13 protein-coding genes are annotated in these 17,308 nt (G+C 67.1%); 9 read left to right on the top strand and 4 right to left on the bottom strand.

Features of this window, described 5'->3' with window-relative positions:
* Positions 1-37: 37 nt before the first annotated feature.
* Positions 38-1,042 (bottom strand): GlxA family transcriptional regulator, encoded by a 1,005-nt coding sequence (locus BLU17_RS00665; protein WP_091993102.1) that lies wholly within the window; start codon positions 1,040-1,042, stop codon positions 38-40.
* A gap of 287 nt (positions 1,043-1,329) precedes the next feature.
* On the opposite strand from BLU17_RS00665, the gene galU reads away from it, so the two are divergent.
* Positions 1,330-2,298 carry a UTP--glucose-1-phosphate uridylyltransferase GalU gene (gene galU, locus BLU17_RS00660; RefSeq protein WP_091993100.1) on the top strand — a complete coding sequence of 323 codons (969 nt, stop codon included), beginning with the start codon at positions 1,330-1,332 and terminating at the stop codon, positions 2,296-2,298.
* 89 nt (positions 2,299-2,387) lie between these two features.
* Here galU and BLU17_RS00655 read toward each other — a convergent pair whose 3' ends face one another.
* Positions 2,388-2,840, bottom strand: a complete 453-nt coding sequence (locus tag BLU17_RS00655) for a GDP-mannose mannosyl hydrolase (RefSeq protein WP_091993098.1) — start codon at positions 2,838-2,840, stop codon at positions 2,388-2,390.
* A gap of 229 nt (positions 2,841-3,069) precedes the next feature.
* Positions 3,070-5,034: a hypothetical protein gene (locus BLU17_RS00650; RefSeq protein WP_245746677.1), complete on the bottom strand. Its 1,965-nt coding sequence runs from the start codon at positions 5,032-5,034 to the stop codon at positions 3,070-3,072.
* Between the two features lie 628 nt (positions 5,035-5,662).
* Here BLU17_RS00650 and BLU17_RS00645 point away from each other — a divergent pair.
* From BLU17_RS00645 to BLU17_RS00615, 7 genes are all read left to right on the top strand, one after another.
* On the top strand, positions 5,663-6,658 hold the full coding sequence (locus BLU17_RS00645; protein WP_091993096.1) for a GlxA family transcriptional regulator: 996 nt from the start codon (positions 5,663-5,665) through the stop codon (positions 6,656-6,658).
* 96 nt (positions 6,659-6,754) lie between these two features.
* On the top strand, positions 6,755-8,290 hold the full coding sequence (locus BLU17_RS00640; RefSeq protein WP_091993094.1) for a mannose-1-phosphate guanylyltransferase/mannose-6-phosphate isomerase: 1,536 nt from the start codon (positions 6,755-6,757) through the stop codon (positions 8,288-8,290).
* 30 nt (positions 8,291-8,320) lie between these two features.
* Positions 8,321-9,712, top strand: a complete 1,392-nt coding sequence (locus tag BLU17_RS00635) for an undecaprenyl-phosphate glucose phosphotransferase (protein ID WP_091993091.1) — start codon at positions 8,321-8,323, stop codon at positions 9,710-9,712.
* A gap of 65 nt (positions 9,713-9,777) precedes the next feature.
* Positions 9,778-12,009, top strand: a complete 2,232-nt coding sequence (locus BLU17_RS00630) for a polysaccharide biosynthesis tyrosine autokinase (RefSeq protein WP_091993089.1) — start codon at positions 9,778-9,780, stop codon at positions 12,007-12,009.
* Positions 12,010-12,107: 98 nt separating this feature from the next.
* Complete coding sequence (gmd, locus tag BLU17_RS00625; RefSeq protein ID WP_091994144.1) at positions 12,108-13,226, top strand: GDP-mannose 4,6-dehydratase; 1,119 nt, start codon at positions 12,108-12,110, stop codon at positions 13,224-13,226.
* Positions 13,227-13,232: 6 nt separating this feature from the next.
* Positions 13,233-14,192 carry a GDP-L-fucose synthase family protein gene (locus BLU17_RS00620; RefSeq protein WP_091993086.1) on the top strand — a complete coding sequence of 320 codons (960 nt, stop codon included), beginning with the start codon at positions 13,233-13,235 and terminating at the stop codon, positions 14,190-14,192.
* A 151-nt stretch (positions 14,193-14,343) separates the two neighbouring features.
* Positions 14,344-15,672 carry a glycosyltransferase WbuB gene (locus BLU17_RS00615; protein ID WP_091993084.1) on the top strand — a complete coding sequence of 443 codons (1,329 nt, stop codon included), beginning with the start codon at positions 14,344-14,346 and terminating at the stop codon, positions 15,670-15,672.
* A gap of 70 nt (positions 15,673-15,742) precedes the next feature.
* Here the strand turns inward: BLU17_RS00615 and BLU17_RS00610 are convergent, their stop codons facing one another.
* Positions 15,743-16,369, bottom strand: coding sequence for a hypothetical protein (locus BLU17_RS00610; RefSeq protein ID WP_143189148.1), 627 nt, complete (start codon positions 16,367-16,369; stop codon positions 15,743-15,745).
* A gap of 217 nt (positions 16,370-16,586) precedes the next feature.
* Between BLU17_RS00610 and BLU17_RS00605 the strand changes: the two genes are divergently transcribed.
* Positions 16,587-17,276: an LbetaH domain-containing protein gene (locus BLU17_RS00605; RefSeq protein WP_425434049.1), complete on the top strand. Its 690-nt coding sequence runs from the start codon at positions 16,587-16,589 to the stop codon at positions 17,274-17,276.
* Positions 17,277-17,308 lie beyond the last annotated feature (32 nt).

Genomic DNA, 17,308 nt, shown 5'->3' with positions numbered 1-17,308 from the left:
GCGTCCTGCGTTTACCGCGGCACTTCGCGAGCCAGCGTCACTCGCCCGACGCCCGCCGGTTCACCGCGCGATACCCCGAGGGCGAAATCGAAAGCCGTCGCCGGAAGATTCTTGCAAGGCGCTCGCCGCGCGGCACGCCGCAACGTTGTGCGATTTCGTCGATCGGCAGATTGGTTTGCGAAAGCAGCAGGCAACTGGCATCGAGCCGCGTGCGCAGCAGATATTCGGACGGCGTGAGCCCCGTTTGTGTCTTGAAGTGGCGCAGGAAGTTGCGCATGCTCATCTGCGCGACGCGCGCCGCGTCGGCGACCGAGATCGGCTGGTGATAGTTCTCGCGCAGCCAGTGTGCGGCCGAACTGATCTTGCCGTTCGCGCTGTCCGTTTCGCCGTCGTCGAGCATCGGGCCGAGGCGTTCCCACGAACCCGGCATCGAGTCCTCGGAAACGCGCTGTGCAAGCGCCACGCCATGATTGCGCTTGACGACCTTGAGCGCCGCGACCAGCGCCTCCGAAGGCGCGATGACCGAAGCGCCGGCGTTGCGCGCCTCGAGCGCGCGGCGCAGCCGCTGCGCCGAGGTTGCCGAGTTGCCGCCGGCGCGCAGGAAGGGCACGTCGGCGGCGGCGAGCACGGCGCGCCCTTCGCCGAGCGCGCGGATGATGCGCACCTTGGGCGCGAGCGTCTGCAGCCGTGCGATGAGCCGCGCGTTGTCGCGCGCCAGGGCCGCGCCCGGGCCGCCCGCGATGAAAAGCGTGTCGAAGCCGCTGCGCAGCGGCCCGTGCAGACTTTCCGACCATATCCGCAGGCCGCAGCCGCTCGCCACGTTGCCGCCGGGCTCCGAGAGCATGACGAGCGAATAGGCGGGGAGGGTGTCGGCGCAGGCATCGTTCGCAAGACGAAACACGTCGGCGAGCAAGGTCACGTCCCCGAGCGGGAAGCCCTCGAAAACCAGTATGCCGATGCGTTTGGCCACGTGTCCGAACTTGAAGTGAGCGCCGCGCGGCTGGAAGGCGGCTAGCCGGCAGACCACCCGATCGATGTGCATGGCCGGTTCCTCGCGCAGAAAGGATTCGCAGGAGTACGTTGCGTTTTTGCGTCGCGCGCCCCCGTGTAGCAGGGATTCGCGGTCACATCACGCTCTCGGGATTCATCATAGGCCGGTGAGCCGCCGCCGCACGGCGCAGTCTGAAAATGCCGAGAAGTTGGCAGAATGGCTCGGTATGCGCTGGTTAAGCTGACTGCGCGTCCATCATCGCCATACCGGCGCCTGTTGACGTGAAATCCGCGCTGTCCGGACGAACCACCGAAACCCTGCGAGACAACGAGGCGACCATGATAAAAGTGCGCAAGGCTGTTTTTCCGGTTGCGGGTCTCGGCACGCGTTTCCTGCCGGCCACGAAGGCCAGCCCCAAGGAAATGCTGCCTGTCGTGGACAAGCCGCTCATCCAGTATGCGGTCGAAGAGGCGGTGGCGGCCGGCATCACCGAGCTGATCTTCGTGACGGGGCGCGGCAAGCGGGCCATCGAAGACCACTTCGACAAGTCCTACGAGATCGAGCGCGAACTGCAGGCGCGCGGCAAGGCGGCGCTGCTCGAAACCGTGCAGGGCATCAAGCCCGCCCACGTGGAATGCATATTCGTGCGCCAGCCCGAGCCGCTCGGCTTGGGCCACGCGGTGTTGTGCGCGCAGAAGATCATCGGCGACGAGCCGTTTGCCGTGCTGCTCGCCGACGACCTCATCGCCGCCGACCCGCCCGTGCTCACGCAGATGCTCGCACGCTTCGATCACTACCACTGCTCGCTCGTGGCCGTCGAGGAGATCGAGCGCGAGCACTCGCGCTCGTACGGCGTCGTGATGGGCCGGCCTTGGGACGAGCATGTGTTTCGCGTGTCGCGCATCGTCGAAAAGCCCGAGCCCGCCAACGCGCCCTCCACGCTTGGCGTCGTGGGCCGCTACGTGCTGATGCCCGGCGTCTTCGATCATTTGCGCCGCTTGCGTCCCGCTCCGGGTGAGGAGTGGCAACTGAGCGACGCGATCCAGTCGATGCTCGCCGACGAGCAGGTGCTCGCGTACCGCTATAGCGGGCACCGCTTCGATTGCGGCAGCAAGCTCGGCTATTTGCAGGCGACGGTCGACTATGCGCTGCGCCACCCCGAGGTGCGCGAGGCGTTTGGCGCGTGGCTGCGCGCGCGTGAACGGCGCGAGGCGCCGTGCGAGCAGGAGGGGATGCCTGCTTGCTTCGCGAGCGCGGAGGATGACGACGAACGCGCGACGCTCGCCCCAGCGGCGGCAATAAGCTGAGCGCGTCATTTATCGCGCGGGCGCGCCGTTCGTGCGCGCGCGACGAGCACCGCGACTGAGGCGCGAGACGCCTCGCGCGGCGCCTCTGGCTAGCGGAAATATTCCTTCGTGTTCTTGTGCACGTCGTCGCGCAGGAGCAGTTCTTCGGGCCACAGCCACGCGTACTGGCTGTGCTGATCGAAGCGCCCGACCGGCACCGTGCTGTCCAGCATGAACGCGTAGGCGAGCACGACGTAGTGCGTGCCGATGCCGTTCTCTGCCGCGAAGTTGTCCGGATATAGATGCTCGTACACGCCTACGAAGCGCGCCGACGAGCGCTGCATGCTCGCAATGCCCAGCTCTGTCTGCACGATGCGCGTGAACGCCGCGTCGAGCCGCTCGTCCTTGCGGATGCGCCCTCCCGGCACGAACCACGTGCCGCGCGCCGGACGATTGCGCCGTTGGCCCACGAGCACGCGGCCGTCGGCATCGGCGACGATCAGGTCGATCGCGACGAGCGGTGCGAGTCGCACCACCTCCAGGAATTCGGTAGGCGACAGCATGGATGTGCGTATCCGTGGGGTGTCGGTCGTGTGGACGAGATGGTCCGAGGCGCAGCCGCCGCGCACGCGGCGTGTTCATCAGCAGTCTAGGCGGGTCGATATTGTGTTGCACTGTCCAGAGCCGCCTAAGTCTCGCTATCGTGGGCCAATATGCCGCCGCCCGCAGGCGCCGTCGCGACACGGCCAGCGCGCGGCTTTGCGCCGCGCATCGGCTGCGGGCGGCGCGCGCTCAGGGCTTCTGCGCGACGTATCCCGCGGGCGTGACGGCGTTCGACTTGACGATGTCCGCGTTATTCGACACGACATACACGGGCGATTCGGTCAGCCGCAGCGGGAGCATGCCGTCGTTGTAGGTCATCGTGGTCGCGTTGCCCATCATGTCGAGCACGCTTACCTGGCCCGAGCGGCCGCGCGCGTCCACCTGCAGCGCGTAGTTCGTCGCGCGCGTCGCGTCGAAGCCGGTCTTCGCGCTCCAGCGCGCGTTGTCGTGGCTCCATAGCGCCGTGACGACCTTGCCGCCGCCTTTGCCCTTGCCGTCATCGGGGCGTGCGAACGCGTAGGCGTAGACGCCCGCGGGCGTGCCGCGCAGGGGCCCGAGCGTATAGGTGCCGTCGATGAGGCGCGTCATGGCCGCGACCGCGAGCGCGGCCGGCTTCGGACTGATGTTCGACGCGCCATACATGCCCTTCGGGTGGTCGAGCTCGAAGAACACGCCATAGCCCGGCGTGGTCTCCGGCATGTCCGCGCCATAGAACACGAACGTGGTGTCGGCACCTTCGCCGAGCAGGATCAAATGCGCGCGCGCGACGACCGCGGCCTGCGCGTAGAGCGTTTGCGCATCGGGATAGTCGGCGGCGTAGTTCGTGCCGATGTCGTAGCTGATGCCGGTCTCGGTCACGAAGAGCGGCGCGCCGGGCTTGAGCACGTCGCGCATCGTCGCGCGCAGTTCGCGCATGGCCTCGGGCAGCGAGAGCGTGCCTTTTTCGGGCGTGCCATAGAGCCGTTCGGGCGGATGCGAGGGGCTCGTCCCGAAGTCGTAGTAGCCATGGATCGTCACGCCGTCGAGATACCTGGCAATGCCAAGTGGTGCGAATTGCTTCAGCCACTTCGTGTTGCCCTGCACGCCCGCGTAGGTCGGTCCCATGACGATCGCCGAAGGGTCGCTCGCGTGTATGCCTTCGTAGATCGTCTTGTAGAGCTCGACGAAATGCGCGTCCGTGTCTTTCCAGGGCAGGCCGCCGTCCGCGTCGGGTTCCCATGTGACCTGATAGTAGTTGTGCGCCTGGCGCGGAAAGATCTGCTTGCGCACGCGTGCCGATTCGGCGCCAACGCGCGCCATGTAATCGCGCAGCGCAGCCGCCGAGGCCGGCGCGTAGCTGTGCGTCTCCTTGCCGTCCGGGCTTGCCCATGCGGGAATGCCGTCGAGCTGGATCAGCCGCATGATGTCGCCGGGCTTGAACGAGAGATCGAGCTGGGACGCGGCCGGGTCGAACGTGTTGGGGCCCTTCGGCTCCATGACGTACCAGCCGCGCTTGTCGTTCGCCCATGCGAGACCGAGGTCCGTGTACATGGGACGCAAGCCGTCGCCGCCGCAGCAGTGCTGGCCGGGCGCTATGTATGCGGAACCTTGTCCGCCGAAGCGGTGCAGGTCCTGGCGTGCGAAGCTGGGCGCGGGAAGTGCTGCGCCGACGTCGGGCAGCACGCCGAAGGTGGCGATGCCTGCCGGCCGCGTGCCGCGCTGGGGCAACCCCGCGGAAGGCTGCGAAGCGAGCGAGGCCGAGAACGCGAAGTAGCCCGCCCGCGGCATCGTGCAGGCGATCGACGTGACGCGCGGGCCCGCGTCCACCTGGAAGGCGCCGCTTGCCTGCGTGCGGCTCCAGGTGTCGGAGATCTGCCATTGCACCTTGTCGTCGCGCGTGGCGCGCGTAATAACGTCGATACGCACGCTCTTGCCGCGAGGAAAGAGGCGCGTGCCGTCGCTGCCGGGCGTGTCCGCCGAAATGGGATCGTCGCCCGCGCCCGGCGCTGCGCGGCTGTCGGCGTTGCGGCACACCGGTGCATCGGCGGCGCGGCATGCGCCCGAAGCGACCAGGAACCCGAGCGCAAGCGCTGCGGCCGGCGCCAATGAAGCGCACGTGCGGCGCGCGGCAGACGACTTCAAGAGTGCGGACGAAACGGCTGGGCGCAATGTCATCGGCGGGTTCCTCGCAGCATGAAAGGCTAAGACTAGTTGCTTGCAGACGTCATTTGCCGCCAGCGTCCAGGCTTTTTTCGCAAATCTGCCGGCCGGCGTCGCGCTCGACTTGTGCAGTGCTCGCATAGCCCATTCATATAAATCCGCTCTCCGTGAATTTTTTTATTGTGCGGCGCAAACAAGTTTTAATGGGTTTAAAATGCGTTCCGCGTGCCTCGAAACAGTGCTGAAAGCATTGTTAATGTCATTTAATCAGACGAATAGGCACGCGCTCCTTAATTGCCCGCTTCGCTTCCATCCCATGCGTATGCATCGATCGGAAGGCATCGAATGATTGGTAGTAACAAAGGCGAAAATACCGGCCAGTTGCGGCTAGCCGCCAATTTTGCCTGATCGATGTAATCGAACGAATTCGCTTTCGGGTAGTTTGCGTTTTTGTCTCCAGCCGTAGTGCGCATGGCTTCAAATCGGTCCGCGACCGGACTAAATGCGCCAATGTCTCGCCAGTTTCGGTCAGTCGTCGTTGCGGGAATTTTTATCTGCATATGATGCACTGCACACGGAATGCTATCGAAATGCTATTACCGCGACTTTTCACTTGGGACGGGGGATTGTTTAGGGGAAAAGCATGGCGTATGCAAGTCTGGAATTGCCGTCGTTCAGTCGTCCGCACCTTGTTACCGCGGGCGTCAGTCGCGAGGTGCGTCACGTCGCGATACTGCTTTTTGACGGTTGCTCGTTGCTCGGCGCGGGGATCGTGGCGGAAGTGTTTCATGTCGCTAACGAACTCTCCACCGACAGCACTCGCAGTTCACCCTACGATGTAAGCATCCTTTCAGCCGACGGCGGCAACGTCACCTGTTCGTCGTCGGTGCGGGTCTGGACAGACGGACTCGATGCGCGCCACTACGTCGGCTTCGACGCGCTCTTCGTGGCGGGCGGCAAGGGCGCTTATGCGGCCGCCAACGACGAGCGTCTGATCGCATGGCTGCGTCACGTGCACGCGAACACGGGCACCATTCGTCCGATCGGTGAAGGCCGTTCGCTGCTGGAGGCGGCGAGTCTGTGCAGCCAGCGCACCCAGCACGAGTTCGGTTCGTATGCGATGCAGAACGGCCGCGAGGAAGCAGCCGGCGACGCCGGCGACCGGCTCGAGTCGATGAAGAGCGCGCTCACGCTCGTCAAGCGCGACCTCGGCGTGGACGTTGCGCGCGCGGTGACCGAGCGCCTCATGCCCGATTCGGGCGGCAACCTCATGCCATTTCTCGGTGATGCGCTCGGCAGCGCGCCGGCCGACAAGGTGCGGGCGGCCGCTCGCTGGCTGCAGGAAAACTGTCAGCGTGCCATTTCGATCGCGGACGCAGCCCAGGTCGCCGCGATGAGCGAGCGCAACTTCCTGCGCCGCTTCAAGCTGGAGATGGGCATCACGCCGTCTGATTACCTTTTGCATGCGCGCCTCGCGATCACCTGCAGCCTGCTCACCGATTCGGAATTGCCGGTCGACAAGATCGCGCGCCGCACCGGCATGGGCAACGGCGATCGCCTCGCCAAGATCTTTCGCAAGCGCATGATGATTTCGCCTACCGAATACCGCGAACAAAGCCGCCGCGAAGCCGGCGTGTAAATGCTGTAACAAGCGGTAAATACGGTCGCACATCGCTGTACGGGATTCGCACGTCGAAAGACGACGCGATCCCGCCCGATATGCAGGAGTCCGAATATGAACGAAAGGTCATTGATTCAGCAGGGCCAGAGCGCGGTTCGCGTCGAAAGCGGACCCGGCACGCCGGACGAAGAGGCGGCGGCCTGCACGCGCATCGTCCCCGTCGTGCTGGCGGGCGGCTCGGGCACCCGCTTGTGGCCGATGTCGCGCGAGCATTTCCCCAAGCAGCTAATCGGCGTGGTGGGCAGCGATACGCTGCTGCAGGCGACCGTGCACCGGCTCGACGGCTTTGCGCCGGAATGGCAGGTCGCGAGCGCGCCAATTGTCGTATGTGGCGAAGAACATCGCTTCGTGATCGTCGAGCAACTGCGCGCGTGCGGGATGGACGCACGCCTCGTGGTCGAGCCCGCACGACGCGACACCGCGCCCGCTCTCACGCTCGGTGCGGCGCTCGCGTGCGCCAATGGCGATGACGCGATCCTCGTCGTGATGCCCTCGGACCATGCGATCGCCGACGTGAGCGCGCTGCAGCGCGCGCTCGAATGCGCCGCGCGGCACGCGCAGCGCGGCGCGATCGTGACGCTCGGCGTGCCGCCGCGCTCGCCCGAAACGGGGTTTGGTTACATCCGCATCGGCGAGGCGCTCGCCGATGGCGCGCATCGCATCGACGGCTTCGTCGAGAAGCCCGCGCCCGAGCTCGCCACGCAGTACGTCACCCAGGGCGGCTACTGGTGGAACAGCGGCATCTTCGTGATGCGCGCGAGCGTCTGGCTCGACGCGCTGCGCGTGCTGCAGCCCGACATGCACGAGGCGTGTCTCGCGGCCTTCGTGGACGGCCAGCATGACGGCGCGGTGTTCCGTCCCGCCGTGGAAGCCTTCAAGGGCACGCCCGCCGACTCGATCGATTACGCGGTGATGGAACGGCTTAGCGCGAGCAACGGCTGGGCGCCCGAAGGCGTGGTCGTCGCGCTCGACGCAGGCTGGTCCGACCTCGGCTCGTGGGACGCCGTGTGGGCCGCCATGGAAAAGGACGAAGCGGGCAACGTGGGGCGCGGCCGCGTGGTATTCGAAGGCGCGGTCGCAACCTATGCGCACTCCGACGGACGGCTCGTGGCCTGCGTGGGCACCTCGAACCTCGTGGTCGTCGAGACGGCCGATGCGGTGCTCGTCGCCGACCGCTCGAAGGTGCAGGACGTGAAGGGGCTCGTCGCGCGTATCAAGGCGCAGCACGCGCCCGAGGCCGATTCGCACCGCAAGGTGCAGCGCCCATGGGGCTTCTACGATTCGATCGACCAGGGCGAACGCTTCCAGGTCAAGCGCATCGTCGTCACGCCCGGCGCGCGGCTGTCGCTGCAATTGCATCACCATCGCGCCGAGCATTGGACCGTGGTGCGCGGCACCGCGCTCGTCACGCGTGGTGAGGAATCCTTCCTGTTGACCGAGAACGAATCGACCTACATTCCGCTTGGCGTGCGCCACCGGCTCGAAAACCCCGGCAAGGTGCCGCTCGAGATCATCGAGGTGCAGTCGGGCGCGTATCTGGGAGAGGACGACATCGTCCGCATCGACGATACGTACGGCCGCTGCGGTTGAGCGGGCGGGTGCCGGCGATAGGGAGAAAACATGCGCGAGCTTCAGAATCTGATGGCAAGAGTGCTCGACGTGTCTGCCGTGATGATCGGCGCGAGCGTGGCATCGGAGATTCGCTTCGACGATGTCGCGCCGCGCGGCGTGAACGAGGCCTTCGTGCTGCTCGCCGCCGCCTTTGCGCTGGTGATCTTTCCGGCGTTCGAGCTTTACCAGTCATGGCGCGGCCGCTCCAAGGCGGTGCTCGCGGGGCAGGTGTCGCTCGCATGGCTCGTGGTGCAGGCATGCGCGTTCATTTCCATGTATTCGACAATGCATCACGTAGACGTCGTCTCGCGCCTGTGGTTCGCATACTGGACGGCTGTGGCGGGGGGGCTGCTCATCGCGTGGCGCTTCGCGGCGCACGGCGTGCTCGCGCACGTGCGGCGCGCCGGCATGAACCTCCATCAGGTCGCCATTGCCGGTTCCGCTTCGCAGTGCGACGAGATCGTGCGGCGCATCGATGCGGAGCCCGGCTCGGGCTTTCGCGCGGGCGCGCTCTACAACACGATGCCGCAGGCGGCGACGCCCGCGAGCGCGCGCGAGGCCACGATGTGCGACACGATCGAGGCGTTCGCGCGGTACATCCGCGAGCACGACGTGCACGAGTTGTGGCTCGCGCTTTCGCTTGCGGAGGAGCGCACCGTCGTGCGCCTCGTCTCCGAGTTTCGCAACGACCTCGTGAACATCCGCTTCATTCCCGACGTGCGCTCGCTCGCGCTGTTCGACACCAGCAGCGTGATCGAGCTGCTCGGCGTGCCCGCCATCAATCTCGTCGCCTCGCCGCTGCCCGCGAGCGCGCAGTTCAAGAAGGCGATGTTCGATCGCGTGTTCGCGAGCCTCGCGCTCGTGAGCCTCATGCCGGTTCTGACTGGCATCGCGATTGCGGTGAAGGTCTCTTCGCCGGGGCCGGTGTTGTTCAGGCAGCGGCGCAAGGGCGCCGACGGCCGCGTGTTCACGATCTACAAGTTCCGCACGATGCGCGTGCACAAGGAAGCGCCCGGCACCGTGAGCCAGGCCACGCGCCACGACCCGCGCGTGACGCGTCTCGGCGCGTTCCTGCGCCGCACGAGTCTCGATGAGTTGCCGCAGTTCTACAACGTCTTGCGCGGCGACATGTCGGTGGTCGGTCCGCGTCCGCATGCGCTCGAGCACGACGATCTCTACCAGCGCGTGGTGACAGGCTACATCCACCGCTATCGCATCAAGCCCGGCATCACCGGCTGGGCGCAGGTCAACGGGTTTCGCGGCGAGACCGATCGCCTCGAAAAGATGGAAATGCGCGTCGCGCACGATCTCTATTACCTCGGCCACTGGTCGTTCTGGCTCGACATGCGCATCATCGCGGCCACGATCATTCATGGGCTGGTTGGCCGCAACGCGTACTGAGCGCTGCGGCAGGCGCCGATGGGGGCGCATTCAGGCGAGCAACACCAGGTTTCGGGAGAAGCAAGATGGCGATGAACTATGACGGCGCTTACTATGGCGCGGCAGGCGCCGACGAGCGATACCTTGGCGATTACCTGCGGACGATGGTCGCGAACTGGCGGGCGATCGCGGTCGTGACGCTCGCCGTCACGCTGCTGGGGGCCGCGTACGCGTTCCTCGCCACGCCGACCTATCGCGCCGACGTGCTGTTCCATCTGGTCGACAAGGGCGACGGCGCGAAGAAGGACAGCAGCCTGCCGCCGCTCACGGGCATGTTCGACGAGAAGTCGTCGGCCAATGGCGTGATCGAGATGCTGAAGTCGCGCAACGTGACCGAGGAAACGGTGCGGCGCCTGCATCTCGACATTTCGGCGCGACCGCGCGAAATGCCGGTCATCGGCGGCATGCTTTCCGGCATCATGGGCTCCGAGTGGGCGCAGCGGCTGCCTTCGCTCCTGCGTCCGTCCGGCTATGCCTGGGGCGGCGGCGACATCAAGGTGTCGCGCTTCGATACGCCCGAAGCGCTCTATGAACGCGATTTCACGCTCGTCGCGGGCGACGAGCCCGGCACGTTCCTGCTGCGCGACCCCGACGGCATCCCGCTCCTGCAAGGTCGCGTGGGCGAGGACGTGACGGCCAACACGTCGGTCGGGCCGATCTCGCTCCATGTGGACAGCCTGAGCGGGCCGCCCGGCACGCCTTTCCTGCTCACCCGCGCTTCGACGCTCACCACCGTCGACCGGCTGGAGCGCTCGCTCGAGATTCAGGAAGTCGGGCTGCAGTCCGGCGTGATCCGCGCGAGTCTCGAAGGCCACAACAGCAAGCTGACGGCCTCGATCCTCAACAACGTGGCGCGCGAGTTCATCAAGCAGGACATCGCGAGCCGCTCTGCGGAAGCCGAGCACATGCTCGCGTTTCTCGACGATCAGCTGCCGCAGTTGCGCGCGCAGGTCGATGCGGCCGAGCAGCGGTACAACAAATTCCGCAACGAGCACGGCACCGTCGATCTCGGCGAGGAAAGCCGGCTGCTGCTGCAGCAGGTGAGCGACAACAAGACTCGCCTCGAAGACCTGCGGCAGCAGCGCGCGGAACTCGCGCAGCGTTTCACCGAGCATCACCCGGCCGTGCAGGCGCTCGACGCGCAGATCGGCACGCTGCAGGCCGCGCAGTCGGCGCTCACGCGCAACGTGGCGCAACTGCCCGACACCGAGCAGAACGCGGTGCGGCTCCTGCGCGACGTGAACGTGAGCACGGAGCTTTACACGAGCTTGCTGAACAGCGCGCAGCAATTGCGCGTGGCGCGGGCGGGCCAGGTCGGCGACGTGCGCGTGGTCGATTTCGCCGAAGCGCCCGATGACCCCGTGCGGCCGAAGCGCCTGCTCGTGATCGTGCTCGCCATCGGCGCGGGGCTCGTGCTGGGCGTGCTGGTCGCGTTCGTGCGCAAGTCGCTGTACGGCGGCGTGGAGCGTCCCGACGAGCTCGAAGCGGCGCTCGGCGTGCCGGTGTTCGCCGTGGTGCCGCGCAGCCCGCAGCAGTTGCGGCTGCAGCATCACGTGACGTTGCGCCGCCGCGGGCTGCACGTGCTCGCGCAGCAGAACCCGCAGGACGTCGCGGTGGAGGGCGTGCGCAGCCTGCGCACGTCGCTGCAGCTCACGCTCAACGACGCGCGCAACAACATCGTGATGTTGACGGGCTCGCGGCCCGACATCGGCAAGTCGTTCCTCTCGGTCAATCTCGCGGCGCTGGTCGCTTCGGTGAACAAGCGCGTGCTGATCGTCGACGGCGACATGCGCCGCGGCGACGTGCATTCGCACTTCGGCATTGCGCACCAGCCCGGGCTCTCTGACGTGCTGCTCGGCGCGGACCTGAACGGGGCCATCCAGCACGAAGTGCTGCCGGGCCTCGACGTGCTCGCGAAGGGATCGTTGCACTCGCACCCGTCCGAGCTGTTGATGAGTCCGCGTTTCGAGTCGCTGCTCGAGGAACTGAAGGCGAAATACGACCTCGTGATCGTCGATACGCCGCCGGTGCTCGCCGTGACCGACTCCACGGTGATCGGGCGCTACGCCGGCACGACGCTGCTCGCGATCCGCCATGGCCGCCATCCGATCTCGGAACTCGAGGAGACGGTCAAGCGCCTGCGCATCGGCGGCGTCAATCTGCGCGGCGTGCTGCTCACCGACGTGCCGAAGACCGGCGCGTTCATCGGCGGCGGCTATCGCGGCGGTTACTACGGTTATGAAAGCATTGCAGGGTAGCAGCAGGTTGGCAGCAGGTCCGCGGCCGGCTGGGAGCCGCCGCGGAAAGTGGAACCACCGAATCCCATTTCGCTCACGGCGAGGAGAGAACGATGGCGATGGCTCGCAAGGTTGCGTTGATCACCGGTATCACCGGTCAGGACGGTTCGTATCTGGCAGAACTGCTATTGAACAAAGGCTACGAGGTGCATGGCATCAAGCGGCGTTCGTCGCTCTTCAACACGGACCGCATCGATCACCTGTATCGCGACGTGCATGACCCGGAACCGGGCATCCAGCTGCATCACGGCGAGCTGACCGACTCCACGGCCCTGTTGCGCGTGATCCAGCGCGTCGCCCCCGACGAAATCTACAACCTCGCCGCGCAAAGTCATGTGGCGGTGTCGTTCGAGGAGCCCGAGTACACGGCGAACGCCGACGGCCTCGGTACGCTGCGCATTCTGGAGGCGATCCGCATTCTCGGACTCGCGCAGAAGACGCGCTTCTACCAGGCCTCGACCTCCGAGCTGTACGGGCTCGTTCAGGAAGTGCCGCAGCGCGAGACCACGCCGTTCTATCCGCGCAGCCCCTATGCGGTCGCGAAGCTGTTCGCGTACTGGACCACGGTCAATTACCGCGAGGCGCACGGCATCTACGCGTGCAACGGCATCCTCTTCAATCACGAGTCGCCGCAGCGCGGCGAGACCTTCGTCACGCGCAAGATCACGCGCGCCGTCGCCCGCATTGCGGTCGGACTGCAGAAGGTGCTGTATCTCGGCAACCTCTCCGCCATGCGCGACTGGGGCCACGCGCGCGATTACGTCGACATGCAGTGGCGCATGCTCCAGCAGCAGGAGCCCGAGGACTTCGTGATCGCGACGGGCGTGCAGTACAGCGTGCGCGACTTCGTGCGCGCGGCGGCCGAGGAGCTCGGCATCGCCGTGCGCTTTGAGGGCAGCGGCGTGGACGAGGTCGGCGTTGTCGATCACGTGGACGCGCGCGACATGCGGGTCGAGCCGGGCGACGTGATCGTGCGCGTGGACCCGCGCTACTTCCGCCCGACCGAGGTCGAAACGCTGCTCGGCGACGCTTCGAAGGCCCAGGAAAAGCTGGGCTGGAAACCGGCCACTTCGTTCCATTCGCTCGTCAAGGAAATGGTGCGGGCCGACTACCAGATCGCCCGGCGCGACGCTCTCGTCACGCTGGCTGGCTTCCGGGCGCTGGAACATCACGAGTGAACGCCCATGAACAAGCACTCCCGAATCTTCGTGGCAGGGCATCGCGGCATGGTAGGCTCGGCGCTCGTGCGCGCGCTGCAGGCGCACGGCTACTGGAACCTCGTCACGCGCACGCACGCCGAACTGGATCTCACGGACCAGGCCGCGGTCGATGCGTTCTTCGAAGGCGAGAACATCGATGCGGTGCTGCTCGCGGCCGCGCGCGTGGGCGGCATTCTCGCGAATTCGACGCAGCCCGCGCAGTTTGCCTGGGACAACCTGGCGATCGAGACCAACGTGATTCGCGCGTCGTACAACGCCGGGGTGGAGCGGCTGGTGTTTTTCGGCTCGTCGTGCATTTATCCGCGCGAATGCCCGCAGCCGATCCGCGAGACCTATCTGCTCACCGCGCCGCTCGAACCGACCAACGAAGCCTACGCGATCGCGAAGATCGCCGGCCTTAAGCTATGCGAAGCGTACAACCGGCAGTACGGCACGCATTTCGTCTCGCTGATGCCGACCAATCTGTACGGCCCCAACGACAACTACGACCTCGGCAGCAGCCACGTGCTGCCAGCGCTGATCCGCAAGGCGCACGAGGCGCGCCGGGCCGGCCAGCCCACGCTGACAGTCTGGGGGTCCGGCACGCCGCGCCGCGAGTTCCTGCATGTCGACGATCTCGCCGATGCGACGCTCTTCGTGCTGGAGCACGATACCGGCGACGGCGTGTACAACGTCGGCGTGGGCGAGGACCTGTCGATCCGCGACCTCGCGCGGCGCGTGTGCGACGTGGTGGGCTTCGATGGAGAACTCGTGTTCGACTCGACCAAACCCGACGGCACGCCGCGCAAGCTGCTCGACGTGTCGCGCCTGGGCGGTCTCGGCTGGCACGCGCATATCGGCCTCGAAGAGGGGCTCGCCCGCACCTACGACGACTTTCTTCAAACGCATGCCGCGCCGGCATACGAGGCAGGCATGCGGGCTTGACTTGCCTGAACGGCCGAACGGGGGCGTCTGGTTGGTGGTGGGCGTCGTGCGCGGACCGGATGCACGACGCCCGCTTTTTTTGTCCGGCGCGCGAGACGAAACGAGGCGGCGGACAGGCAGCCGCGGAAAGCCAAAGGACGAAAGACACGCAATGAGAATCCTGATCTACGGACTGAACTACGCGCCCGAAGTGACGGGCGTCGGCAAATACACAGCCGAAATGGCGGAATGGCTGGCGGCGCGCGGCCATGAGGTGCGCGTGGCGTGCGCGCCGCCTTACTACCCGCAATGGCGCGTGCACGACGGCTATCGCGCGTGGCGCTACCGGCGCGAAACGCTGCGCGGCGTGAGCGTGTGGCGCGCGCCGCTATGGGTGCCGTCGCAGCCGGGCGGGCTCGAGCGCATCGTGCATCTGGCGAGCTTCGCGCTGTTCTCGCTGCCGCTGCTCGCGCGGCTTGCGGCGTGGCGGCCGCAGATCGTCATGCTGATCGCGCCGACGCTGCTGTGCGCGCCGGGCGCCCTCATGCTCGCGCGCGCCGTGGGCGCAAGGAGCTGGCTGCATATTCAGGACTTCGAAGTCGATGCGGCGTTCGACCTCGGTCTTCTGCAGGGTGGCCGTGCGTCGCGTTTCGCGCGCGCCCGCGAGCGCGCGCTGCTGCGCCGCTTCAGCGTCGTGTCGTCGATTTCGCCGCGCATGGTCGAGCGCGCGATCGACAAGGGCGTGGATGCGGCGCGCGCCGTATGCCTGCCGAACTGGGTCGACACCAACGCGATCTTTCCGCTGCCGTATCCGAGCCCCTTCCGGCGGCGGCTCGGCATTGCGCCGGAGAACACCGTCGTTCTGTACTCGGGCAACATGGGCGCGAAGCAGGGCATCGAGATTCTCGCCGACGTCGCGACGGCGCTCGCCGCGCGGCCCGACATCAGCTTCGTGTTCTGCGGAGAAGGCGCGGCGAGGCGCGAGCTGATGGCGCGCTGCGAGCCGCTGCCGAACTGTCACGTGCTGCCGCTGCAGCCGGCGTCGATGCTCAACGATTTGCTCAACGTGGCCGACATCCACGTGCTGCCGCAGCGCAACGACGCCGCCGACCTCGTGATGCCGTCGAAGCTCACCGGCATGCTCGCGAGCGGCCGCGCGGTCGTGGCCATGGCGCGGCCCGGCACGAGTCTCGCCGACGTGGTCGCGGACCACGGCATCGTGGTACCGCCCGAGGACGGCGAGGCGCTCGCGGCGGCGATCGTCACGCTCGCGGGCGACCCCGCGCGCCGTGCAACGTTGGGCCGCGCCGCGCGCGGCTACGCGAAGCGCATGCTCTCGCCGCAATCCATTTTCGGCGCGCTGGAAGCGAGGCTCGCCGCGCTCGCTGACGAGGGAGCCGACACGACGGCTGGTTCCCGGCCCGCCGCAGGCGGTGCGCCCTCGGCGCAAAACGCCGCGCGGAAGGCGGCGCGGCCGGAGGTCGAGCAGTCCGATGTCTGAGCGGTGCCCATGCGTGCGTGACGATGGCGCCCTGGACCGCGAGCGGCGGCCCGGCGGTGCGAGCCCGGATTCACCACGGCGATTTGTAGAGCTCCGCGTTCGTCTCCTCAGGCGACCCGTAGGGATTGCTGTAAGGATTGCCATACACTTGGGCAGTCGGCGAGGTCTGGCTGGCGCCATAGTCGTATCCGGCCGTCGCAGCCTGGTGTCCGCGCGCGCCGCTGCCCTTCGTCATCGCGTTGCCGGCGCGCGAGATGCCGTTCGCACCGATCCTGCTGTTGCCCGTGACGCGCCGGCCGTTGCCTGAAGCATCGCTTCTGCCGCCGCCCGTGGCGCTCGCGCCGCTCGTCGCGTAATAGTCCGAGGGCGTGACGATGCGCATGTGCTTTTCGTTCGTGAGCGCGTCGCGTGCGTCATCGGGCGAGGCGCCGTCGCTGCTGTACGGGTTCGCGCTGTACGGGTTGCCGGACGTGCGCGGGGCGCCGAGCAGGCGCTGCTCGTCGGATTTTCCGCGCCGCACGGCGGAGGAGAGTGAGTCGTCCTGCCGGTCGCTCGCCGCGGCGGACGACGCGCCGGTCGCGCTGCGTTGCGCAAGCGCCGCGCATGGCCACGCGGCGCACGCCGCTTGCAGCGCGGCGGCAAGGACGAAGGGCGCGGCGCGCCCGAGCGGGGGCAGACGGGGAGAAAAGCGGGGCATGGCGTCCATCCTGCGCGCCGCCAACGGTGCGGCGTCATGCCTTCATGGTGCCTGGGCCGCGTCGCGCCGCTGCGCCAAAACCCCGGCCCTGTCGGCCACGCGTGCGAGGCGAAGCGGCGGGCGCCGGATAATGAAGCGCTGGCCCGATGCGACCCGGGGTGCGGGCCGTTTCGGCCCGCACCCAGCAGGAACCGACCCGGATGGGCAAGGAGCGTTCATGACGGAAGCGGTCGAAGGAGTTATGCCCATCGGCGCGGGCGTGACGGGCGTGACGGGCTTGGCGGGCGATGAGGCCGGCGAAGCGCGGCAGGCAGAGATCGCGCCGCCGCAGGCACCGCCGCCCGCGCGCGAGGAAATCCGCGTGCTCGACCTGAGCCGCGCGGGCAAGGGCAACTATGTCGCGGGCCGCGGCAAGCTCGTGCAGGCCCTGTGGTATGTCGCCGAGACCTGCGTGCTCGACAACCGTCTGCTGCCGCTCTCGGGGCTGCGTGCGGGTTTGCTGCGGCTGTTCGGCGCGAAGGTCGGCGCGCATTGCAGGCTCGTGCACCCCATGCGCGTGAAGGCGCCGTGGAATCTCGAACTGGGCGACAACTGCTGGATCGGCGTCGACGTCTGGATCTACAACCAGGCGCCGATCCGCATCGGCTCGAACGTCTGCCTTTCGCAGGGCGCGTTCCTGAGCGCCGGCTCGCACGACATGCGCACGAACATGGACCTCCACGTCGCGCCGATCGTGATCGAGGACGGCGCCTGGATCTCGTCGAAATGCGTCGTGCAGATGGGCGTGACGATCGGGCGCTCGGCCGTCGTCACGCCGCTGTCGGTCGTGCACCGGTCGCTCGAGGCGGGCGGGGTGTATGGCGGCAATCCGTGCCGCTTTATCCGCTGGCGCTTCGAGGAACGCTGATCGGCGCGAGGCTGACGTGAGCGGCCGCCGGG

This window comes from Paraburkholderia lycopersici, from assembly GCF_900096975.1.
Lineage (GTDB): Bacteria > Pseudomonadota > Gammaproteobacteria > Burkholderiales > Burkholderiaceae > Paraburkholderia > Paraburkholderia lycopersici.
Note: the sequence above shows the minus strand (reverse complement) of the source record. Positions and strands in the feature narration are given on the sequence as shown.